Here is a 22,023-nt window from a genome sequence, read left to right as displayed (position 1 = left end):
GAAATGCTTGCATCAGCAAGTGTTATCAGGATAATTCTGAATCCTTATAATAAGCATTCTCATTACTTGCAGATTTACGAACTTCAGGGGCATCAAATCAATGAATCAACAAATTTCCACTACGGTGCATCAGAAACGACTGGCGCCTCGAATTCTATGCGTCATGATCGGTGCTGCACTTGGCACACTATCGGCATCTGCATGGGCTGCAACCGCATCTGACAGTACGGCCGAAAACGTTAAAAAAACCAGTGCCACAGCGGATGCGGCCAAAAGTGATGAGAGTAAAAAAACGGATACTATCACTGTCGTCGGAACGCAAGAGACATTCCGCGCAGGTGGTAACGATTTAATCCCAACCTATCTAGATGGTCAGGTTGCGAATGGTGGCCGTATCGGTTTCCTTGGGCAGCAAGATGCCCGGAATGTGCCCTTCAATGTCATTGGCTACACCTCGAAACTGGTAGAAGACCAACAAGCACGGACACTGGCCGATGTCGTGCGAAATGATGCGTCTGTGCAGAACGTTCGTGGTTACGGTAACGCTTCGCAGAACTTCCGTATTCGTGGTTTTAACCTCGACGGTGATGATATTTCATTCGGTGGTCTGTTCGGCGTGTTGCCACGTCAGGTCATCGATACCAGCATGGTTGAGCGGGTTGAAGTGTTTAAAGGCCCTAACGTTTTTGTTAACGGTATATCACCGAGTGGTAGTGGTGTGGGTGGGATGATTAACCTAGAGCCAAAACGTGCTGGTGATACACCATTAACGCGCGTTAGCCTAGATTATACCTCGGCTTCACAAGTGGGTGGAGCCGTAGATGTTGGCCGCCGCTTTGGTGATAATGACCAGTTTGGTGTGCGCGTTAATGCGTTGCATCGTGAAGGTGAAACGGCTGTTCATGACCAGAAAAATCGGACTACCGCCGTATCTACTGGTTTAGATTACCGTGGTGAACGTGCACGTACTTCTTTAGATATCGGCTATCAAAAACAGACCGTTCACGGCATGCGTACGGATGTTGCCATTGGTAGCGCGACTGAAATCCCAGAACCGCCAGCGGCGACCTTAAACTATGGTCAGCAGTGGGTTTATACCGATATGGCGACCACTTTCGGTATGTTGCGCAGCGAATATGATGTTAGCCAGAACTGGACGGTGTACGGCACCATCGGTGCTAGCCATAATGATGAAACAGGCCAATATGGCTCGCCAACATTGGTGGGCAATAGCGGGGCTGCCACCATTAGCCGCCTATACGTGCCGTACGTTTCTGATTCTATCGCCGGTTTAGGTGGCGTTCGTGGTCATTTCGAAACGGGCCCGATATTGCATAAAGTGAATATTGGTTATGCCGCTAACTACCGCACAGCCAAATCAGCTTGGAACATGTCAGCGCCGGTGGATACCAATATTTATAATCCGGGTGTTATCCCGTTCCCGCCAACCACGTCGGGTAGCGTTAATCAGGATCCAACGCTTAATAGCCAAGTACGTGCGAGCAGTATTTCCGTATCGGATACCTTATCGGCGCTAGATGATAAAGTGCAGTTGATGCTGGGCTTGCGTCGCCAAGATTTGGTTATCCGTAACTTTAACAGTGGCGTACCGGATAGTACTAACGTGCAAGATGCCATGAAAGTGACACCGGTATATGGCCTGTTGGTTAAGCCGTGGGAAAATGTGTCCCTGTATGCTAACCATATCGAAGCGTTATCACCGGGTCGCGTTGCACCGTGGTATACCGCCAATGCGGGTAATGTGACCGGTATTGTTCATGCCAAACAGGACGAAGTGGGTGTGAAGTTTGATAACAAACGCTATGGCGGTACGTTGGCGCTGTTTGAAATCACCCGACCTGCCGGTTCAATTGATGCCACAACCAATATGTACACCTTGGGTGGCGAGCAACGTAACCGTGGTGTTGAGTTGAACGTATTCGGTGAACCTGTATTTGGTACGCGCTTGTTAGGGAGCGCCGTGTGGTTGGACCCCGTGCTGACTGAAGCGCAAAACAGCAATAACAACGGTAACTATGCGGTAGGTGTGGCTCGTTATCAGTTAGTGTTTGGCGGTGAGTACGATATTAAAGCGGTCGAAGGTTTAACTGCGACAGGTACGGTTACTCGTTCTGGTTCTCAGTATGCTAACCAAGAAAACACGTTAAAACTGAAACCATGGACCCGTTTGGATCTTGGCGTGCGTTACACTATGCCGCTGAAAGAAACCAATCTTATCTGGCGTGCAAACGTGGTGAACGTGACCAACGAACGTTATTGGGAATCAGTTGAAGACACGGGGACTTACATATATCAAGGTAATCCACGTGAGCTGAAACTGTCCGTCTCAATGGACTTCTGATGAACGTTGGGGTTAGTGACGAGCGTTAACTGGTCCCTGATAAAGAAAAACCCCGCATCTCTTTTTGAGTGCGGGGTTTCTTTTTGAATCGGTTTTATTTTATGGCGGCAATAAAGGGTATCGTGTTATCAGGCCAGACCATAAATATGCTCATACAAGATATTAAAACCGATGCCAATTAGAACGATACCACCAATAATTTCAGCACGTTTCCCCAAGAGGGGGCCAATATAGCGGCCAATCAGCATGCCGAGAGTCGCCATGATCATCGTGGCTAAACCAATTGCCATCGCGGTATGAACAATATTGACTTGTAAGAAGGCTAAACCGACGCCAATGGCCATCGCATCAAGGCTGGTGGCAATGGCAGTCATGACCAATACACCAAAACTGTGGCTACGCATTTTTTCAGTTTCTTCGACTTTCTGTTTCACACCTTCGAAAATCATGCGAGAACCCAAAATAAACAGCAAGCTGAAGGCAATCCAGTGATCCCATTCCAGAATATACTGACTGGCGAACAGGCCAATACACCAACCGATAAGTGGGGTGATCGCTTCAATCACGCCAAAGATTAAGCCGGTACGGATTGCTTCTCGAAAACGGGGTTTATGCAGACTAGCGCCTTTGCCGATCGATGCAGCAAAAGCATCCATAGACATCGCAAAAGCAAGAATAAGTGTTGCAGATAGATTCATAGTAATAGACTCGGCCGGGCGGCTCCATATACACGTAACCCACCCCCAACCTAACGACGGAGCTACGTGTCTATGGTCTCGCCAACCTTACCTGGCTGCCCGTACCACGTTTCATTAGATGAAACGAGTATGTTGATACGGGCGTTTCTATTGCTCGCGCTATAAAAAATAGAACGAATAGAAACCGGCTACTCCCCATGAACGGCGCAACCTTAACATATAAATTAATATATCGACAACCCCAAAAATATTATGGCGAACGAAATGAGTTGATAATGATTTTCATTATCGGATTTGTCTTGGTAAATAGCGCATATAAGCATCAGTAATGGTGTGGAAATAAACCAAGGGAAGGGCGGCGGTGCTGGGAAATTAATCTTTTAAGAAAAATATAAAAGATCCCTCTCCCAGACATTTTTATTTTATGATTGATTTTCAAGGAAAAAATTATAAATTTTCTCTAAATCATCTAATTGGTTCACTTGAATTAATAATCTGCGCTGCTCTAATTGAATAACTAAGATCCCATCTTCAGACAAATTCATACTTTTAATCCGGCTATATTCAATAAAAGTATTAGCATAGAAGAAACCCGTATTTTTAAACAACAGCTTAGGCCAGCGGATATAAGAGATATAAACGGCAATTAAGGCTAGTCCCACTAACAAATAAGTGGTTAATGGTGCGCCATTTGACATGACATTATTGTAAATAAGGATAGCAATCAGCCCGACAAAGATGGCGCAGTCGATTCTGCTTTTACGTTTCAGGTGGACTTGTAGCCGAGTTTTACCTTTCATCATATTCATGATGAATTCATCATAGATAGCATAAGCAAGCAGCAGGGCAATAAATACAACTAGAATGACATCGGTAACCGACATGCAATGACTCCCTAACAGAAAACCAGTCCCAAATTGAAAACCAGCCTCAAATAAAAAAACGGCCCTGAAATAAAAAACCGAGAGTTACCCCCCGGTTTTAGTCCAATCTAACGGCTTAATTATGGTGCCAAGAAGCCAATCCAGTAACCGAAGATACCGATGGCAAAGAAGCCCATGATGATCCACAGTGCGTTAACTTTACGACGTAATAGCCACATACACCCAAACGTTAACAGCAGTGGGACTAAGCCCGGCATCAACTGGTCTAGAATAGTCTGTACCGTGGTGACCGTCGTCTCACCGGCTTGGTTGGTGACTCGAGACACCACCACCGGTATATTGACGTGCGTCCACTTGTTAACCAAGGCCCCCATAACAAATAGGCCGAGGATAGACGCCCCTTCCGTCAGTTTTTGCAGAACACCGCCGCCCATATCGCTAACGATATCGACACCCTTTTTATAGCCGTAAGCAACACCGTAATAACGGGTTAACAAACGCACGATGTTAAACAGCACGAAGAACAGCAACGGCCCCAGTAAGCTACCGCTCATGGCGATACCCGCACCGAGAGCAGCAAACACCGGACGCACGGTTCCCCAGAAGATAGGGTCACCCACACCGGCCAACGGCCCCATCAGACCCACTTTGATGCCGTTAATGGCAGCGTCGTCGATTTCAGCACCGTTAGCTTTCTGCTCTTCCATCGCCAGCGTTACGCCCAGAATCGGCGCAGCCACAAACGGTTGGGTGTTGAAGAATTCCAGATGACGTTTGATGGCTTGCTTACGTTCTTCTGAGTTCTCTGGATACAGGCGACGGATCGCTGGCACCATTGAGAAGCAGAAGCCCAACGCCTGCATACGTTCGAAGTTCCATGACCCTTGGAAGAGGTTAGAGCGGATAAACACCCCGCGGATGTCGGCGGGCGTGAGTTTCTTTTCACCAGTCGTTGTTTTATCAACACCGGCTTTATCAAGCACAGTTGTGGTATCAACCATTTCTCTCACCTTTTCCTAGTCTAATTCGTTATCAAGATCGTTATTGGCCGGACCCGCCTGTACAACCTGAGACTTGTTGTATTTCGGGCTAAGTTGGATATAAAGCAAGGCCATAACCACACCAATAACACCCAGAGCTACCAGGTTGAAGTTGGTAAATGCGGCGGTAACGAAACCTAAGTAGAAGAATGGCATCAGGTAGCCAGCACGCATCATGTTGATAACCATGGCGTAACCAACCACGACGATCATACCACCCGCGATATTCAGGCCATTGGTAACGACTTCAGGAATCGAGCTCAGCATCATCTGAACTTCAGATGTCCCAACAGACAAGGCAACGATTAACGCTGGGATAGCGATACGCATTGCTTGCAAGAACAGGGCAGAGATATGAATCCAAGTGATTGCGCGTAGGCTGCCACGTTCGGCTGCACCATCAGCGGCGTGTTGGAAAGCAACGGTAATGGTACGTACGATGATGGTTAGCACCTGACCGGCGGCGGCTAATGGGATAGCCAGTGCGATACCCGCACCAATGCTTTGACCACCAGCGATAACCAAGATGGTAGAAATAATCGATGCCAGAGCGGCATCAGGTGCCACGGCGGCCCCGATGTTCATCCAACCCAGAGCGATCATTTCCAATGTACCACCGACGATAATACCGGTTTTCATATCACCCAGAACCAGACCAACTAAGGTACAGGCGACTAACGGGCGGTGAAATTGGAACTCATCCAGAATGGAACCCATCCCGGCAATACAGGCAACTATGAATATCAGCACAATCTGAAGAGTTGTGATCTCCATTGTACTTCTCCTATGACCAAAAAAGCTGAGTAAAAATAACCGTGTTCCAAAACAGAACAGGGCATAACCTTTCTACGTAGTTTTTAGTAAAGCTATTTATCAAGTTTGCTAATTAAATCCATCATTTTGAGCCGCGTATCCGAGGAGACTTTCCGGACTTCCAGCTCAATACCGCGTGCATTTAACTTATTAAAAGCTTCAACATCTTTCTCATCAACGGAGACAGCATTGTTCACCTGGGTTTTTCCCTGACGGAATGCCATACCACCGATATTCACTGATTTAATATCGACACCACCCTCAACCAAACGCACGACGTCTGTTGGGTTGGTAAAGAGCAACATGACGCGATCTTTAGCATATTGCGGGTTGTTGTAGACACGAATCGCTTTTTCGACATCAACTACGTGGGCAGTTACACCTGGAGGGGCAACCTGTTTGAGCAAGGTACTGCGCATTTTGTCGGCAGCAACGTCGTCACTGACAACAATAATACGGTTTACGTTAGTTTCTTTGGTCCAACGCGTGGCGACCTGACCGTGTATCAAGCGGTCATCAATACGCGCCAGCCCGATCTTCATATGATCGTTCGGACCTAAAGCAACGGCCGGAGCCTTGGCTTTTGGCGCAGGAGCAGTTTGTTGCGTATCGGGCTTATCACTCTTCACTTCAGGCGCTTTCAGTGCTTTAACGCCTTCACGACCGGTTTCTACTGCGACCTTGACCAATTCAGCAAATGACGGGTTATCATCACGTGCCATAAAGGTCTCAGCCAGCATCGGAATGTTAACCCCGGTGACGACCTCATAGTTCTCTTTATCGACGGCAATACGGCTGGCAGCGTTAAACGGGCTACCACCCCATGTATCAACAAGGAATAGAACGCCTTGACTGGTTTCTAATCCTGTTAATTTGCCGTTGTATTTTTCAATCAACGTTTCGGCATTTTCACCTGGGACGAAATCGATATAAGCGACGTTATCTTGCTCGCCTAAAATCATTTCGGCTGTTTTCAGCAGTTGTTCTGCTGCAGCCCCATGTGTGCCAATGATAATAGCTATACTCACTCGCTACCCCCTCTGTTAACTCAAAATTGAGTTCTCGCACTTAACAGAAAAATCTGTATTCACCCACAACACTTCGGTACACATTGAATCTATTATGATAGTCACAATATTCACTCACTGCTGGCGATTTACACGTGACAGTAATGAATCGATTCAGGTTGATGCCGTAATGTTGTTGGATGTGATTTATTTTAGTCAGTGAAAAAATAAATTATGTGACGGTGCTCATTTATTGGGACATGTTATAGATGATTTGGCTTATTTGGATAATTATTCGACAATCACATGAGTGGTATTGATGTGTTTGATCTCTAAAACAAACATCACAGTAGGTTTTGCATGTTTAAGATTGATGTGATTTGTATGAACATTGGCAGATGACGCGAGCGAATGAGATTAAATTATCGGTGTGAAATTAAAGAATCGTGAGATGTAAATAGACATGGGTACATGAAAACGATAATAAATCTGACTATGCTGATAAAAAAAATCCTGATAGAGTTAACGGCTCTATTAATTGTCAGGAGTTAAGGGCCTCAGCTCTCCCTATGGACTGTCACCGAAGTTACTGTTTCTCAAGTGTTAACACCCAACCAGTGGGTTTAAATCTGGTTATCCTATCACGCACTTTTGCTGCGTATAATTTCACCCGATCATTCTGCGTATCTATACTGACAACCGTACTGCGGCAATTTGTTGCGTCAGTTGCAGGGCGCACATCATTTGAATCGTGTTCTCATTATCGGAGTCTGACATGGAATTTCTAATGGACCCCTCAATCTGGGCAGGGTTACTGACGCTGGTGGTGCTGGAAATTGTTCTGGGTATTGATAACCTGGTATTTATTGCCATCCTTGCTGATAAACTTCCGCCTAAACAAAGGGATAAAGCTAGAATTATCGGTTTATCTCTTGCGCTGATTATGCGTTTGGGACTGTTATCGGTCATTTCTTGGATGGTCACACTGACAACGCCATTATTCAGTGTCGGCAGTTTTAACTTTTCAGGGCGAGACCTGATTTTGCTGGTGGGGGGGCTGTTCCTGCTATTTAAAGCCACCACGGAGCTACATGAACGGCTGGAAGGTAATCAACACGATAGCAGCGCGAATCGCGGTTATGCCAGCTTCTGGGCCGTTGTCGCGCAAATAGTCGTACTCGATGCCGTCTTCTCACTGGATGCCGTGATCACCGCTGTGGGGATGGTCAACGATCTGGCCATCATGATGACGGCGGTCGTGATTGCAATGGGCGTGATGCTACTGGCATCGAAAACACTGACCCAATTCGTGAATGCGCATCCGACAGTCGTAGTGCTATGCCTAAGTTTCTTGCTGATGATTGGTCTGAGCCTGATTGCTGAAGGCTTTGGTTTCCATATTCCGAAAGGCTACCTGTACGCTGCCATTGGCTTCTCTATCCTGATTGAACTGTTTAATCAGATTGCGCGTCGCAACTTTATTAAGCATGAATCTCGCTTGCCAAGACGTCAGCGCACAGCTGAAGCCATCATCCGCTTAATGGGGGGGCGTCAGCAGCAGGAACCGCAAACGGGCGATCCGCAAGTCGTCATCCCTACTGAGGCATTTGCGGAAGAAGAACGTTATATGATTAGCGGCGTATTGACGCTGGCATCCCGTTCGATGCGTAGCGTGATGACACCTCGTACTGAAATCTCTTGGGTGGATTGTAATCGTACGCAAGAGGAGATCCGCGAGCAGCTATTAGATACGCCGCACAGTCTGTTCCCAGTCTGCCGTGACTCTCTTGATGAGATCATCGGCGTAGTACGTGCTAAAGATCTATTAGTTGCCATTGAGCGGGGTGATTCGATCAGTGAGTTTGCTGCCGCCACGCCGCCGATTGTGGTGCCTGATACCATGGATGTGATTAATCTGCTGGGTGTTTTGCGTAAAGCTAAAGGTCGTTTAGTGGTGGTTAATGACGAATTTGGTGTCGTTCAGGGCTTGGTGACACCGTTAGATGTGCTAGAAGCCATTGCCGGTGAATTCCCTGATGAAGATGAAACACCAGATATCATCGAGGATGGCGATAGTTGGTTAGTGAAGGGGGGGGCAGATTTGCACTCTCTGGAACAAGCGTTGGATTGCCAGGAGTTAGTCAGCCCAACCGCTGATTATGCCTCGCTGGCCGGTATGCTGCTCTCTTACTCAGGTCATATGCCAACGGTGGGTGATGTGGTTGAACTTCATAATCTTCGTTTTGAGATTATGGAAGTTTCGGAATACCGCATTGAGCTGGTTCGCATTACCAAGCTGCATAACGAGCTTGAAGAGTAACGTGTAAAGCACTTACAGGATTTTAGTTAATGCGGGTCATCTCATGATGGCTCGCATTTTTTTATGGATATTCTCGCGCTTTCTATTTTGTTCAATTCTCGATTTATCACAATGTTCTTTAAATTATTAGCCCAACCACTCTATTAATTCTGAGCTTTAAGTAATAGAAGAATGAAGAAATACTTTAGGTGCTAGTTATTGCTTATTTATACATTTCAGAATATATGTAATTTAAATTATTTTTTTGAAGTGTCATTGGTTCTAATAAATAGAATGTAAGAAATAATGTAATCGACGATGATGATCTATCGAGAATCCTTGATTTAATCTGAATTTAATTATTTTAAATCAGTGTGTTACTTGTTTTTTGTGACTGATTTTAAGTTTGGGAATTATTGTTTTAACTAAAATTACAGAATCAATAAATATATACTATCATTAAGCTCTCTTAAGAGAATTAATACATTGGGCGGTTGTTTTAGTATTTAAATGGAAATTTAAATAGGTCGTAAATCCGTTAAAAACATGGGTTTTGATCTATTTTGACAGTCAGATATTCCTTTCTACTCAGGCATCGCACAATCTCAATGACTGTACCATTCGACAAGTTAGTGACGGAGGTTCTATGAAAAAGATCGTTTTTGTTCTGACGTTAATGCTGTTTTCATTCGGAACGCTAGGTCAGGAGACAGCTTCAGGGCAGGTTGGTGATGTATCATCGTCAACAATAGCCACTGAGGTAAGTGAGGCAGAGTGCGGTACTCAGTCAGCAACAACCCAAGGCGAAAATGATTGGGATTGGTGCTGTGAGTTATGTTGCAATCCTGCGTGTTATGGTTGCTAAACAGATGAGCCACCAATAATTATTTGCTGCGCAGTAAGGGGAGCGTTGGCTCCCCTTGTGAACACAATATGCTAATGCAATTCAATGCACGAAATTAATTGCACTGCACTTTAATGGCTAGTCCACCACGGGATGTTTCGCGGTATTTAGCATTCATGTCTTTGCCCGTCTCAAACATGGTTTCGATGACTTTATCCAATGACACTCTTGGCTCGCTGGTACGGCGCATCGCCATGCGTGCAGAGTTAATCGCTTTTACTGATGCAATCGCATTACGCTCAATACAAGGTACTTGCACTTGACCAGCAACAGGGTCGCAAGTCAGGCCTAGATTGTGCTCCATGCCAATCTCAGCCGCGATGCAGACTTGAATTGGGCTGGCGCCGAGTAATTCAGCTAAACCGGCTGCTGCCATGGAACAGGCAACACCGACTTCACCTTGGCAACCCACTTCTGCACCAGAAATAGAAGCGTTCATCTTATAGAGAATACCGATAGCCCCAGACGACAGGAAATAGCGGATAAAAATCTCAGGGGTGACCGGCTCGATGAAGTGATCGTAATAAGCCAGTACCGCAGGAACGATGCCGCAAGCCCCGTTAGTGGGGGCCGTCACCACTCGCCCACCTGCCGCATTTTCTTCGTTAACGGCCAAGGCGAACATATTAACCCAATCAATGACGTTCATTGGGTCATGGGACAGCTTATCGGAGGAAACCAGCAAACGGCGCAAGGCAGAAGCACGGCGAGGTACACGTAGCGGGCCAGGTAATACCCCTTCGGTATTTAAGCCACGATCGATACAGGCTCGCATGGTCTGCCAGATGGCGGTGAAGTAGGCATCAATCTCTTCTTTGCTGTGCATCGCCAACTCATTTTGCATCACCATGCCGGAGACTGACATACCGGTTTGCTCGCAGTTTGCCAAGATTTCCGCTGCTGAGTTAAATGGATAAGGCACGCTGACGGCATTGACGGCGGCTTTGCCGAAATGCTCTTCATCAACGATGAAACCCCCACCGATAGAATAATAGGTTTTGCTCAGGATTTTTTCATCACCGGCGAAAGCATGAATCTGCATGCCATTTTCGTGCAGTGGCAGATTATCACTGCGAAACACCATGCCACCTTCACGAGGGAAGTCCACCTCATGAAGCCCGTTGGCTAGCATCAATTTTTGCCGTAGCTCCACATCACGAATAAAGGCTGGAATACTATCGATATCTACGGTGTCAGGCATATTGCCTGCTAACCCCATAATAATGGCGATATCGGTGTGGTGGCCTTTACCCGTCAATGATAATGAGCCGTAAACATCCACGGCAACACGCGTGACAGATGGCATCAGTCCTTGAGTCACCAGCAAGTCAGCAAACTCTTTGCCTGCTTTCATTGGCCCAACAGTATGAGAACTGGAGGGACCGATACCAATCTTGAACATATCAAAAACGCTAATCACGCTAAAAACTCCTTCACAACGCAATCTTTCTTCTTAATGCCAATAAGGCAGCTAAGAATGTTTGTATTAAGTATAAGTGTTCTATGAATCGCAGCAGGGGATTTCGCATCAAATGCCTACGTGAAACCAAGCCATCACAGAACGCTGTTTATGGGGTGCTATTGGTGCCGGCCGTATCAACTTGATACCGCATAATTGTTTATCGCCATCCGCAGTTGTGTATGGCGAAATCAGTGTTATTTTTTGTCGGGTTTTAACCTTATAGATTTAGAGGTTTATTTTGACGAAAGATATTTTACAGATATTTCATAACGCTGACATGTCAGTTTACAGTTTTTTTAAAAACTCTGTGCGGGAAAAATAGAGTAAAAATCGAGATGGTGCGGTGATAGGGATCGCTTTATGCTGAAATGACCCTTTTTAAAGGACAGTGCTGTGAAGCTGATCACCCAGTAACCATGTCAATAGTGCGGGTTAGCTTAATTTAAAGACTGACTTGTTGCGCTAGCCGCCGAATGATAGCGGCTGTCAGCCCCCATACAAACTGCCGCTCATACCAAGAAAGATACACGCGGTGATGAGTTCCCCCACGGTGGATATCCAGCGAATAGTAGCGTGAAAGACTCAGCGCTTCGTAAAGCGGCATTTCAAATAGCCCTGCAACTTCATCCTCATTGCCATGAAAAGCGACGGTGTCAGGGACCAAACCGACAATAGGGGTGACCTGATAGCCACTGGAACTGTCCAAAGGTGCCAATTGCCCCAATACATGGACGGCAGACGCGGGAATAGCGACTTCTTCTTCGGCTTCACGCAGCGCCGTCGCAATTAATGAGTGGTCATCTGGATCAGCTTTACCTCCGGGGAACGCGACCTGACCAGCATGTTTCCGCAAATGATTGGAACGCCGTGTTAGCAGTAATGTCGGTTCTGGTCGACAAATAATTGGGATCAATACCGCGGCATGTCGGCTATTGGCCAAAAAACAACCGGGTTGCGGCAACTGTAATTGGAAGCGGCTGATAAATTCAGGCAATGTTTTCCCGATTAAAGATTCACTCACAGGGTGTCTCGTACATAAATTATTCATTCTCAATCGTGATAAATTTTAAAAAGTCGCACACGGCTAACATTCTGACCTTTTTGACGATGACTCTTTTTCGAGTTGCGGCAAAATCCGGGCAATTTTATCAAAAGTTTCCTGATATTCAGCCTGTTCCTGACTGTCAGCCACAATTCCCCCGCCAGCGGAGCAATATATTTTCCCGTTTTCAGTCAATAGGGTGCGGATCGTAATATTGGTATCCATTGTCCCGCAGCAACTAATATAGCCAATGTTACCGCAGTAGGCATTACGCCGATGCGGCTCCAGCTGTTCAATAATTTCCATTGCACGAATTTTAGGGGCACCCGTGATGGAACCTCCGGGGAAACAAGCACGCAGAAGTGCGGTCGCAGGGCAATTATCAGGCAGTGTGGCAGTAATGGTACTGACCAAATGGTGCACTGCAGGGAAGGGCTCAACGACGAATAATTCTGGCACCCGTACGCTACCTGGCTGAGCCACTCGTCCGATATCATTGCGTAGCAAATCAACTATCATCAGGTTTTCTGCTCGGTCTTTACTGGCGTTTGCCAATCGTGCTGCTTGCAGACGATCCTGCTCAGGGTTTGGTAGCCGTGGCAATGTCCCTTTAATTGGGCGAGTCTGAATCTGATGGTTTTCCAACCAGAGAAAACGCTCTGGCGATACGCTGAGTACGCTGTTGTGAGGCAATCGAATAAAGGCAGAAAAAGGGGCACGATTACTGCGGCTCAAAGAGAGGAAGGCTTGCCATTCATCTCCTTGATATTCAGCACTGAATCTCTGTGCCAAATTAATTTGGTAGCAATCCCCGCTATGAAGATAGGCCTGAATTTGGCGGAATTTTTCGCCATATTGCTCACGCGACATATTGGCTTGCCATGGGCTCGTCAACCTAAAAGGTGCGGCAGCTTCTGTCGCTTTCAACTGACACAACCAGTCTAGTCGTTGCTCGGCATCACCGTGACATACCAAGGTCAGTTTTTGCAGATGGTGATCAGCAATGAGTGCCCAGTCATACAACCCAATGGCCATATCGGGTAGGGCAATATCTTGTTCAGCCAACGCAGGGACCTTTTCAATCCGCCGGCCAAGATCATAACCAAATAGTCCCAATGCGCCCCCTAAGAAGGGTAAGTCTGGATACGTTGGGATGGATGGTAAGAATTTATCCAATTCTTGCTGTAATAGCATAAAGGGATCTTCGCGGGATAACGTCGTTCCTTGAGTCCCGACTATCTCGGTTTGTTCCCCTCTGGTCGTGAGTGTGACCACGGGGTCAGCAACCAAAATATCAAAACGATTATGAGCATGCTCGGCGAATCCAGAGTGCAATAACATCGCCCACGCCTGATTGGCGAGTGGTGTAAATTGCTGGATCAGAGCATCAGGCTGATAAGGCAAAGTTTTGAAGGTCAGGGATTTTATACTCATGAGTCGTTATTCTTTTCTTACGGGTGAAGAGGGGGGAACATCAGGCCGCCGAGAAGATTAGCATAAAACACGCATCGGTTTCTGCCCGTTCTATCGGGGAGGGCCAATTCGACTCGGATATAGCCAATTCAGTATGGAATAGCCAATTCACCGCTGATGAGAATAAACAGGTATACTTGAGCAATTATAGGTAGGAGATAAATCAATGCTAGCGGGTATGCCTTCACTTTCCCATGAGGAACAGCAAGAAGCGGTTGAACGTATTCACAAATTCATGTCGGAAGGAATGAGCAGTGGTGAGGCGATCGCATTGGTTGCCGAAGAGATTCGTGAGCGGCACCAAAACGATCCTCAAGCGATGCCTATTTTTGAAGATACCGACTTTGAGGATCACGAAGAGTCTGATTATCGTCGTGATGATGAACAAGATGCAGATGAAATTGAAGACCAATATGAAGGTTGATTTTCGCACCGCAACTTAAACGAAAAAACCCGCCGAGAATGGCGGGTTTTTTGATCAGAGCAAAAGTGTTATTTCCCACTTACCACGACAGCACTCGCAGCGCGCTTCGCCACTTCAATGGCAGCACTCACATCATCTGCAACGGCTAAAGCAACGCCCAGACGCCGTTTACCGGCAATTTCCGGCTTACCAAATAAGCGAATCTGCGTATCCCCCGCTAGCGCTGTTTCTAGCCCATGATAATGGATATTTTGGCTAGTCAATTCAGGCAAAATAACGGCTGATGCTGCCGCGCCATATTGCCGAATGGTGCCAATCGGCAACCCCAAAAAGGCACGAACATGTAGCGCAAACTCGGACATATTCTGCGAAATTAAGGTCACCATCCCTGTATCATGCGGGCGCGGTGAGACTTCACTAAAGATCACTTCATCGCCGCAGACAAACAGCTCGACGCCAAATAATCCGTAGCCACCTAATGCTGTCACCACCTGAGAGGCTATCGCTTTAGCGCGTTTTAACGCAACATCACTCATTGCTTGCGGCTGCCAAGATTCGCGGTAATCACCTTCTTCCTGACGGTGACCAATCGGCGCGCAGAAATGGATACCATCAACAGCGCTGATCGTCAGCAAGGTTATTTCAAAATCAAAGCGCACCAGTCCTTCGACGATCACGCGTCCACCACCCGCACGGCCACCCAATTGCGCATAGTCCCACGCGGTTTTGAGTTGATCTTCACTGCGAATCAAACTCTGTCCTTTACCTGAAGAACTCATCACAGGCTTGACGATACATGGGTAGCCAATCTCACTCACGGCAGCGTGAAAAGCACTTTCGGTATCGGCGAAACGGTAGCTAGAGGTGGGAATTTGCAGGGTTTCAGCGGCCAGACGGCGAATACCTTCACGATTCATCGTCAAACGGGTAGCCTCGGCACAAGGGACAACACGTTGCCCCATGTTTTCTAATTCAACCAGCATATCAGTGGCGATGGCTTCAATTTCTGGCACGATATAATGTGGTTTCTCTTGTTCAACTAACTGCTTCAACGCAGCACCATCCAACATGTTAATCACATGGTTGCGATGGGCGACATGCATAGCGGGAGCATCCGCATAGCGATCGACAGCAATAACTTCCAACCCGAGTCTCTGGCATTCTATTGCCACTTCTTTGCCCAACTCGCCTGAGCCTAGCAGCATGACACGAGTGGCGCCTGGGCGCAGAGCGGTTCCAATTGTTAGCATAGTGAGATACCTACATCAGTGGGAAAATGACATATTTACTCGGCGCGCGAGTGATTTTAATGGGCGATAGTATAAAGTAAAACAGAAACGAAAACGATTGCGTATCTAACCGAGCGCAGTCAAATAGGGGCATTTATTGGGTGAAAATTTTAATTCTGAGCGTATGAAGAACGAATTGAGAGGCGTCGGCCAAGTCTAATTTGTGTGGTTTTTGCAGTATTCTACCGGCGAGAGGCCCACTTCTGGTATTATCGCGCCAAAATATTGCGCTTGCCTTCAGGCCATCGCTGCCATTCCATCCTGTTATAAGAGTCTTTGCCGTGAGCACAACCTCCTTTGCGACCTTGACGCTGCCTGCTGAGCAGTTGTCCAATCTTAATGAACTTGGCTATACCGAAATGACACCGGTACAGGCTGCAGCGCTACCGGCAATCCTCAACGGGCAGGATGTTCGGGCGAAGGCCAAAACGGGCAGTGGTAAAACCGCTGCATTTGGTATCGGTTTGCTAGACAAAATTGCGGTAGGTGAGTTTGTCACTCAGGCATTAGTGCTGTGTCCGACCCGTGAATTGGCAGACCAAGTCAGTAAAGAGCTACGCCGCTTGGCCCGTTTCACTCAGAACATCAAAATTTTGACCTTATGCGGCGGCCAGCCGATGGGCCACCAGTTGGACTCTCTGGTACATGCGCCCCATATTGTTGTCGGTACACCAGGGCGCATCCAAGAACATTTACGCAAAAAAACGCTGGTGCTGGATGATCTCAAGGTGCTGGTCTTGGATGAAGCCGATCGCATGTTAGATATGGGTTTCGCCGATGCCATCGATGATGTGATTTCTTACACCCCACCAACGCGTCAAACTTTGTTGTTCTCCGCCACTTATCCGTTTGGCATTGAACGCATCAGTGCGCGGGTGCAGCGTGATCCGCTCAATGTTGAAGTGGATGATGGCGAAGAAGCGCCCGCCATTGAGCAGGTGTTCTTTGAAACCACGCGCGAAAAACGCTTACCGCTGCTGATTGCCATTCTCAGCCACTATCAACCCGCATCTTGCGTCGTGTTCTGTAATACCAAAAAAGATTGCCAGAGTGTTTACGACGCACTGGAATCCCGTGGCATTAGTGTGCTGGCTTTACACGGTGACTTAGAACAACGTGACCGTGATCAGGTGCTGGTCCGTTTTTCCAACCGCAGTTGTCGTGTGTTAGTGGCAACCGATGTTGCCGCTCGTGGTCTGGACATCAAAGATTTAGAGTTAGTGGTTAACTTTGAACTGGCATTTGATCCTGAAGTACACGTGCACCGCATTGGGCGTACTGGCCGAGCAGGGATGAGTGGGCTGGCTGTTAGCTTGTGTACACCACAAGAAATGACTCGCGCCCATGCAATTGAAGATTATCTGCAAATAAAGTTGAAATGGACACCCACTGATCAAGTGAGCCGCAGCACTAGCCCTCTGCTGGAACCCGAAATGGTGACGCTATGCATTGACGGTGGCCGTAAAGCAAAAATTCGCCCAGGCGATATCTTGGGTGCACTCACCGGTGATGCGGGTTTGACTGCGGCGGATGTGGGTAAAATCGACATGTTCCCGGTGCATGCCTATGTGGCTATCCGTAAGGCCAGCGCCAAGCGCGCTTTACAACAGTTGCAACAAGGTAAAATCAAAGGCAAAAACTGCAAAGCCCGTCTATTAAAATAATCACAGTGGGGGGATGGTGATTGCATCCTCCCAATAAATCATCTTATACTGTGTTTATGTACAGTAACCTATAAGCAAATAGGACGTTTATTCATGGCCGTTGAAATAAAATTCGTCGTGGTAAGACAGGGTGAGGAAAAAATGACTTTCACAACCAAAAAAGAAGCCGATGCCTACGATAAAATGCTGGATTTGGCTGACAATTTGTCTGAATGGTTGTCGCAAGCTCCCTTAACTCTTGAAGAAGAACAGCGTGAAGCGCTGAGTTTCTTCTTGGCAGAAAATAAAGATGCATTAGGGCAAATTCTTCGTGGCGCAAGTCCGACAGCCCCTGTAGATGGGCAATCAAAAGTGAAGTCTGAGAAAAACGCGCCAGAGAAAAAGACCAAACCTGAAGAAAATCAAGCGGCTTAATCTGTCCACTTTCGGCAGAAAGTCAAAAAGGGATCTAAAATGAATCGTGAAATCACCTTCTTTCGCCGCTTTGAGGCGGATATTTTGGCTGATCGTAAAACGATCACGATCCGAGATAGCAGTGAATCCGACTTTCGCCCAGAAGAAATTCTGCGCGTGTGTCGAAATGAAGACGGCGTATTTTTCTGCCACATCAAGGTCACGTCAGTTACGCCAGTGACATTGGATGCGCTAACTGAACGCCATGCTGAGCAAGAAAATATGTCCTTGGATGAACTCAGAAAGGTGATTAAGGCGATCTATCCCGGCTTGGAACAGTTCTACGTGATTGAGTTTACTCGGTGTTAATTCAGCAGCGCTGATTCGCAGACGCGACAGCGTTGTTCACTCTGTAACCTACCTCTCAATCATCGTTCCTGCCGCTGGATGGTAATAATAAAAAGTGGAGGAAGGATGAGAAAGACAGGACTCGCCTTGGTATTTGCTGCCGTATCGGCAGCCATCACAGGCAATGTGCAAGCGCAAGAGCCACGGGTAGCGAAAGTGCCTACTTGTACCGGCTTAAATCAATCTCAGGTTGCCACTCAGGTCAAACGTGATTTTCTACAAAATAGAATCACGCGCTGGGAAAATGACAAAAAACGACTCGGAACAGATAAGCCCGTGGTTTGGATTAGTGAGGTTGATATCACCGGCAAAGATGACATCTGGCAGGTTCCATTGGTTGTTCGAGGTAATAAGGGCGATGAAACCTATGAGGTGGTGTTAGATTGTCAGGCTGGTTCGATGACGTATACCCTTCGTCCTTGAAGCCACAGGGGTGTTGGCTGCTTTCACTCACCCGAATCACATACTCATGTATGCTCATCGGGATGAGTTCAATTGCCGCCTACCTGTGACTCCAATGACTTTGGGTATATTTTTTTCTTGAAGCCGCAGGGTTGTTAGCTGCATGCACTCGCTCGAATTACGTCTAAACAGGTGCTGGGGCGAAGAACCCCAGTATCTGTTTCTCACTCCATTTATCACTTATTTAGAAGCATATTGATTCATCATCATTAAATGTTGGTGCTTGGCATCACCAAATAATCGTGTCACCCTCGCGATAACGAACACAGATGGATAACTCACCCATGACCACACCTCCAAAGGCAGAAAAACGCCCTTATCCGATAACCATGCACGGCGATACCCGTGTAGATGACTATTATTGGTTACGTGATGATGAACGTACCAACACGGATGTTTTGAATTATTTGCATGCCGAGAACGAATACACTGAAGCCGTCATGAAGCCACTGCAACCCTTGCGTGAAACCTTATACCAAGAGATGGTGTCCCGTATTCCACCGCAAGAAGAATCTGTCCCTTATATCCGCAATGGCTATCGCTATCAGACTCGCTATGAACCGGGCAACGAATATGCGATTTATGTCCGTCAACCTGTTTGGGCGGATAGTAGTTGGGAAACGTTATTGGATGGTAATCAGCGTGCCGCAGACAGTGACTTTTATACCTTAGGTGGGTTAGATGTCAGCCCAGATAACCAACTTTTGGCTGTGGCTGAAGATTTCTTATCGCGTCGCCAATATGATATTCGGGTAAAGTATTTAAAAACCGATACTTGGCAAGAAGATGTCATTACCAATACGTCAGGCAATTTTGAATGGGCAAATGACTCGAAAACCCTGTACTACGTGCGTAAACATGAAAAAACCTTATTGCCTTATCAAGTCTATCGCCACATCGTTGGGACGGATCCAAAACAAGACCAACTGATCTATCAGGAAACTGACGACACTTTCTATGTTGGTTTAGAAAAAACCACATCAGAGCGTTATATCGTTATCCATCTCAGCAGCACCACCACCTCTGAAATTCTCCTACTAGATGCCGATCAGCATAACCCTGTGCCGCAGTTGTTTGCGCCACGGCGTAAAGACCATGAATATGGTTTGGACCACTACAAGCAGCATTTCTATATTCGTTCCAATAAAAACAGATGCACATCTGAAGACGGCAAGAATTTTGGTCTGTACAAAATAGCGGAAGAAGGTAAAACGCTCAGTGATTTTGCCGATGAGTCCCAGTGGCAGCCCATCATTGCGCCAAGAATAGACGTGATGTTGGAAGGGTTCAGTTTGTTCCGTGACTGGCTGGTGGTCGAAGAGCGCAGCGAAGGGCTGACCCATTTGCGGCAAATTCACTGGAACACAGGTGAAGAAAAGTCGATTACGTTCGATGATCCTACCTATGTGACTTGGCTCGCGTATAACCCCGAGCCAGAAACTGAACTGCTGCGCTATGGCTACTCATCCATGACCACGCCCAGCTCTATGTTTGAGCTGAATATGGACACTGGCGCGCGCCAGTTACTTAAACAACAGGAAGTGAAGAACTTCTCACCTGAAAAATACCGTAGCGAACGGATTTGGGTGACGGCAACTGATGGCGTAAAAATACCCGTCTCGCTGGTTTATCACCGCGACCAATTTGTTTCAGGTGCTAACCCCTTGTTGGTGTATGGCTACGGTTCTTACGGTAGCAGTATGGATCCCGCGTTTAGCGGCAGCCGCTTAAGTTTGCTGGACCGTGGCTTTGTCTTTGCACTGGCGCATATTCGAGGTGGTGGTGAACTGGGCCAACGCTGGTATGAAGATGGGAAGTTATTCAATAAATTAAATACCTTTAATGACTTTATTGATGTTACTAAGGCATTGATAGAAAAAGGTTACGGTGATGCCAAGCGTGTCTTTGCTATGGGGGGGAGTGCTGGTGGCTTACTGATGGGAACCGTCATTAACCAAGCCCCTGAACTGTATAAAGGTGTTGTCGCACAAGTGCCATTTGTTGATGTGGTCACCACGATGCTGGATGAATCTATCCCGCTAACCACTGGTGAATATGATGAGTGGGGCAATCCAAACGAAAAGGCGTATTACGACTATATTAAGCAATACAGCCCCTATGATCAGGTTAAAGCCCAAAACTACCCGCACATGCTGGTCACGACCGGTTTACACGATTCCCAGGTTCAATATTGGGAACCGGCAAAATGGGTCGCAAAATTGCGTGAAATGAAAACCGATGACCACCAACTGCTGCTCCATACCGATATGGACTCTGGCCATGGCGGTAAGTCGGGGCGTTTCAAAGCCTATGAAGATATCGCTTTGGAATACGCATTTATTCTTGGTCTCGCTTGATATCAACGATCAAATTACGACAGATAATGGTTCAGTGTATGGCGCATATCTGGCGTCAGATCAGTGATTGAAGCTAACATCCAACGCAGGTAGTCCGGATCCTGTCGGGCTATCTGCTCAATACTTTTCCCGCGATACTTGCCGAATTTAAAGGTCTGCAACAACAAGGGTTGCTGCGTTATCTCGACCATTTGCTCAGCGTTCCAACCTGAGTCCAGCATTATACGCTGCAACAATGCCGCCGTGACGTAGCAGTCATACAACGCGCGATGAGGGTACAGTCCATCAGGCGGTGAAACATTCAGGCGTAAGGCATAACGTAGATATTGATTACTGTACTTAATATCAGGGTAAAGCATACGTGCCAGCTTGAACGTGCAAATCCATTGGCCACCCATCTCAGGCAGAACACCTCGGTCAAAAGGGGCGTTATGCGCAACATAATAAGGACTACCCTGATATTTTCGAATGGCAACAGCGATTCTTGGTTTACCCTCGACCATTTCTTCGGTGATATGGTGAATTACCATGGCGTCAATACTGATTGGCCTATCCGGGCTGACCAGATCACTCATCGGGTTACTCAGTTGTCCATCCACTAAATCTATTGAAGCAACCTCGACAATCCCACCGTCTAAACCACAAGTTTCAGTATCGATGACACGAAAATACATCCTTAATCTCCTTCGTTTCCATGATAATAACCAACAAAAAACCCGCCTTTCGGGGCGGGTTGGCTAACGAGACGAAAATACCATTATTCTGCGCTGGATGCTGATGACTTCTTAGCGCGTTTCTCAGCTTTTTTCTCAGCCGGTGTTTTTAGTGGCTTTTTCTTCGCGTTCTTTTTGCTGTCCATTCCCTTACTCATGGCTGCCTCTCTTTACCTTCGGTTAGGTTGGTACGCATGCCTATTAACCACCTAATGGTGGGGAGTTGCAAGTAGATAAACCATCACTACGATTAATAGATTGTTTAACAAGAGTATTATTAAATCATCATCCCTCTTGATACCGCTTAATTCACATGCTGTATTGAACTA

Annotated in this window: 19 protein-coding genes and 1 riboswitch; of the genes, 9 read left to right on the top strand and 10 right to left on the bottom strand. The window is 46.9% G+C overall.

Features of this window, described 5'->3' with window-relative positions; all coding sequences use genetic code 11:
* Positions 1-100: 100 nt before the first annotated feature.
* Positions 101-2,362, top strand: a complete 2,262-nt coding sequence (locus BN68_RS06005; protein ID WP_019210259.1) for a TonB-dependent receptor — start codon at positions 101-103, stop codon at positions 2,360-2,362.
* Between the two features lie 128 nt (positions 2,363-2,490).
* Here the strand turns inward: BN68_RS06005 and mntP are convergent, their stop codons facing one another.
* The 5 genes from mntP to manX form a co-directional block, all read right to left on the bottom strand.
* Entirely contained in the window at positions 2,491-3,060 is a 570-nt protein-coding gene (mntP, locus tag BN68_RS06000) for a manganese efflux pump MntP (protein WP_019210258.1), read from the bottom strand.
* A 10-nt stretch (positions 3,061-3,070) separates the two neighbouring features.
* Positions 3,071-3,269: riboswitch (yybP-ykoY riboswitch) on the bottom strand.
* A gap of 213 nt (positions 3,270-3,482) precedes the next feature.
* On the bottom strand, positions 3,483-3,944 hold the full coding sequence (locus tag BN68_RS05995) for a DUF986 family protein (RefSeq protein ID WP_019210257.1): 462 nt from the start codon (positions 3,942-3,944) through the stop codon (positions 3,483-3,485).
* Positions 3,945-4,063: 119 nt separating this feature from the next.
* Positions 4,064-4,945 carry a PTS mannose transporter subunit IID gene (locus BN68_RS05990; RefSeq protein WP_019210256.1) on the bottom strand — a complete coding sequence of 294 codons (882 nt, stop codon included), beginning with the start codon at positions 4,943-4,945 and terminating at the stop codon, positions 4,064-4,066.
* Positions 4,946-4,960: 15 nt separating this feature from the next.
* On the bottom strand, positions 4,961-5,758 hold the full coding sequence (locus tag BN68_RS05985; RefSeq protein ID WP_019210255.1) for a PTS mannose/fructose/sorbose transporter subunit IIC: 798 nt from the start codon (positions 5,756-5,758) through the stop codon (positions 4,961-4,963).
* Between the two features lie 92 nt (positions 5,759-5,850).
* Positions 5,851-6,825: a PTS mannose transporter subunit IIAB gene (gene manX, locus BN68_RS05980; protein WP_019210254.1), complete on the bottom strand. Its 975-nt coding sequence runs from the start codon at positions 6,823-6,825 to the stop codon at positions 5,851-5,853.
* Between the two features lie 754 nt (positions 6,826-7,579).
* Here manX and BN68_RS05975 point away from each other — a divergent pair.
* Positions 7,580-9,124 carry a TerC family protein gene (locus tag BN68_RS05975; RefSeq protein ID WP_019210253.1) on the top strand — a complete coding sequence of 515 codons (1,545 nt, stop codon included), beginning with the start codon at positions 7,580-7,582 and terminating at the stop codon, positions 9,122-9,124.
* Positions 9,125-9,749: 625 nt separating this feature from the next.
* Complete coding sequence (gene ystC, locus BN68_RS23225; RefSeq protein WP_071822394.1) at positions 9,750-9,968, top strand: ST-I family heat-stable enterotoxin YstC; 219 nt, start codon at positions 9,750-9,752, stop codon at positions 9,966-9,968.
* Positions 9,969-10,062: 94 nt separating this feature from the next.
* Here ystC and BN68_RS05970 read toward each other — a convergent pair whose 3' ends face one another.
* The 3 genes from BN68_RS05970 to pabB all read right to left on the bottom strand — a co-directional run bounded on the left by BN68_RS05970 (position 10,063) and on the right by pabB (position 13,945).
* Positions 10,063-11,427, bottom strand: a complete 1,365-nt coding sequence (locus BN68_RS05970) for an L-serine ammonia-lyase (protein ID WP_019210252.1) — start codon at positions 11,425-11,427, stop codon at positions 10,063-10,065.
* 484 nt (positions 11,428-11,911) lie between these two features.
* Complete coding sequence (locus tag BN68_RS05965) at positions 11,912-12,490, bottom strand: CoA pyrophosphatase (RefSeq protein WP_019210251.1); 579 nt, start codon at positions 12,488-12,490, stop codon at positions 11,912-11,914.
* 63 nt (positions 12,491-12,553) lie between these two features.
* Positions 12,554-13,945, bottom strand: coding sequence for an aminodeoxychorismate synthase component 1 (gene pabB, locus BN68_RS05960; protein WP_019210250.1), 1,392 nt, complete (start codon positions 13,943-13,945; stop codon positions 12,554-12,556).
* A gap of 205 nt (positions 13,946-14,150) precedes the next feature.
* Here pabB and BN68_RS05955 point away from each other — a divergent pair, with 205 nt between their 5' ends.
* Positions 14,151-14,408 (top strand): YoaH family protein, encoded by a 258-nt coding sequence (locus tag BN68_RS05955; protein ID WP_019210249.1) that lies wholly within the window; start codon positions 14,151-14,153, stop codon positions 14,406-14,408.
* Positions 14,409-14,476: 68 nt separating this feature from the next.
* Here BN68_RS05955 and purT read toward each other — a convergent pair whose 3' ends face one another.
* Positions 14,477-15,658 carry a formate-dependent phosphoribosylglycinamide formyltransferase gene (purT, locus tag BN68_RS05950; RefSeq protein ID WP_019210248.1) on the bottom strand — a complete coding sequence of 394 codons (1,182 nt, stop codon included), beginning with the start codon at positions 15,656-15,658 and terminating at the stop codon, positions 14,477-14,479.
* A 320-nt stretch (positions 15,659-15,978) separates the two neighbouring features.
* Here purT and dbpA point away from each other — a divergent pair, with 320 nt between their 5' ends.
* From dbpA to BN68_RS05920, 5 genes are all read left to right on the top strand, one after another.
* The gene (dbpA, locus tag BN68_RS05940) at positions 15,979-17,361 is read left to right on the top strand and encodes an ATP-dependent RNA helicase DbpA (protein ID WP_019210246.1); all 1,383 of its coding nucleotides are present in this window, start codon (positions 15,979-15,981) and stop codon (positions 17,359-17,361) included.
* A 93-nt stretch (positions 17,362-17,454) separates the two neighbouring features.
* Positions 17,455-17,775, top strand: a complete 321-nt coding sequence (locus tag BN68_RS05935) for a YebG family protein (RefSeq protein ID WP_019210245.1) — start codon at positions 17,455-17,457, stop codon at positions 17,773-17,775.
* A gap of 39 nt (positions 17,776-17,814) precedes the next feature.
* Positions 17,815-18,123, top strand: a complete 309-nt coding sequence (gene yqfB, locus BN68_RS05930) for a N(4)-acetylcytidine aminohydrolase (protein WP_019210244.1) — start codon at positions 17,815-17,817, stop codon at positions 18,121-18,123.
* 105 nt (positions 18,124-18,228) lie between these two features.
* A complete protein-coding gene (yebF, locus tag BN68_RS05925) occupies positions 18,229-18,585 on the top strand; it encodes a protein YebF (protein ID WP_019210243.1) in 357 nt (118 codons plus the stop codon).
* Positions 18,586-18,908: 323 nt separating this feature from the next.
* On the top strand, positions 18,909-20,981 hold the full coding sequence (locus BN68_RS05920) for a S9 family peptidase (RefSeq protein WP_019210242.1): 2,073 nt from the start codon (positions 18,909-18,911) through the stop codon (positions 20,979-20,981).
* Positions 20,982-20,995: 14 nt separating this feature from the next.
* Here BN68_RS05920 and exoX read toward each other — a convergent pair whose 3' ends face one another.
* A complete protein-coding gene (exoX, locus tag BN68_RS05915; RefSeq protein ID WP_019210241.1) occupies positions 20,996-21,655 on the bottom strand; it encodes an exodeoxyribonuclease X in 660 nt (219 codons plus the stop codon).
* Positions 21,656-22,023 lie beyond the last annotated feature (368 nt).

It is taken from the genome of Yersinia massiliensis CCUG 53443 (assembly GCF_000312485.1).
Taxonomy (GTDB): Bacteria; Pseudomonadota; Gammaproteobacteria; order Enterobacterales; family Enterobacteriaceae; genus Yersinia; species Yersinia massiliensis.
The sequence above is the reverse complement of the archived record's forward strand: the minus strand, read 5'-3'. Positions and strand labels throughout refer to the sequence as shown.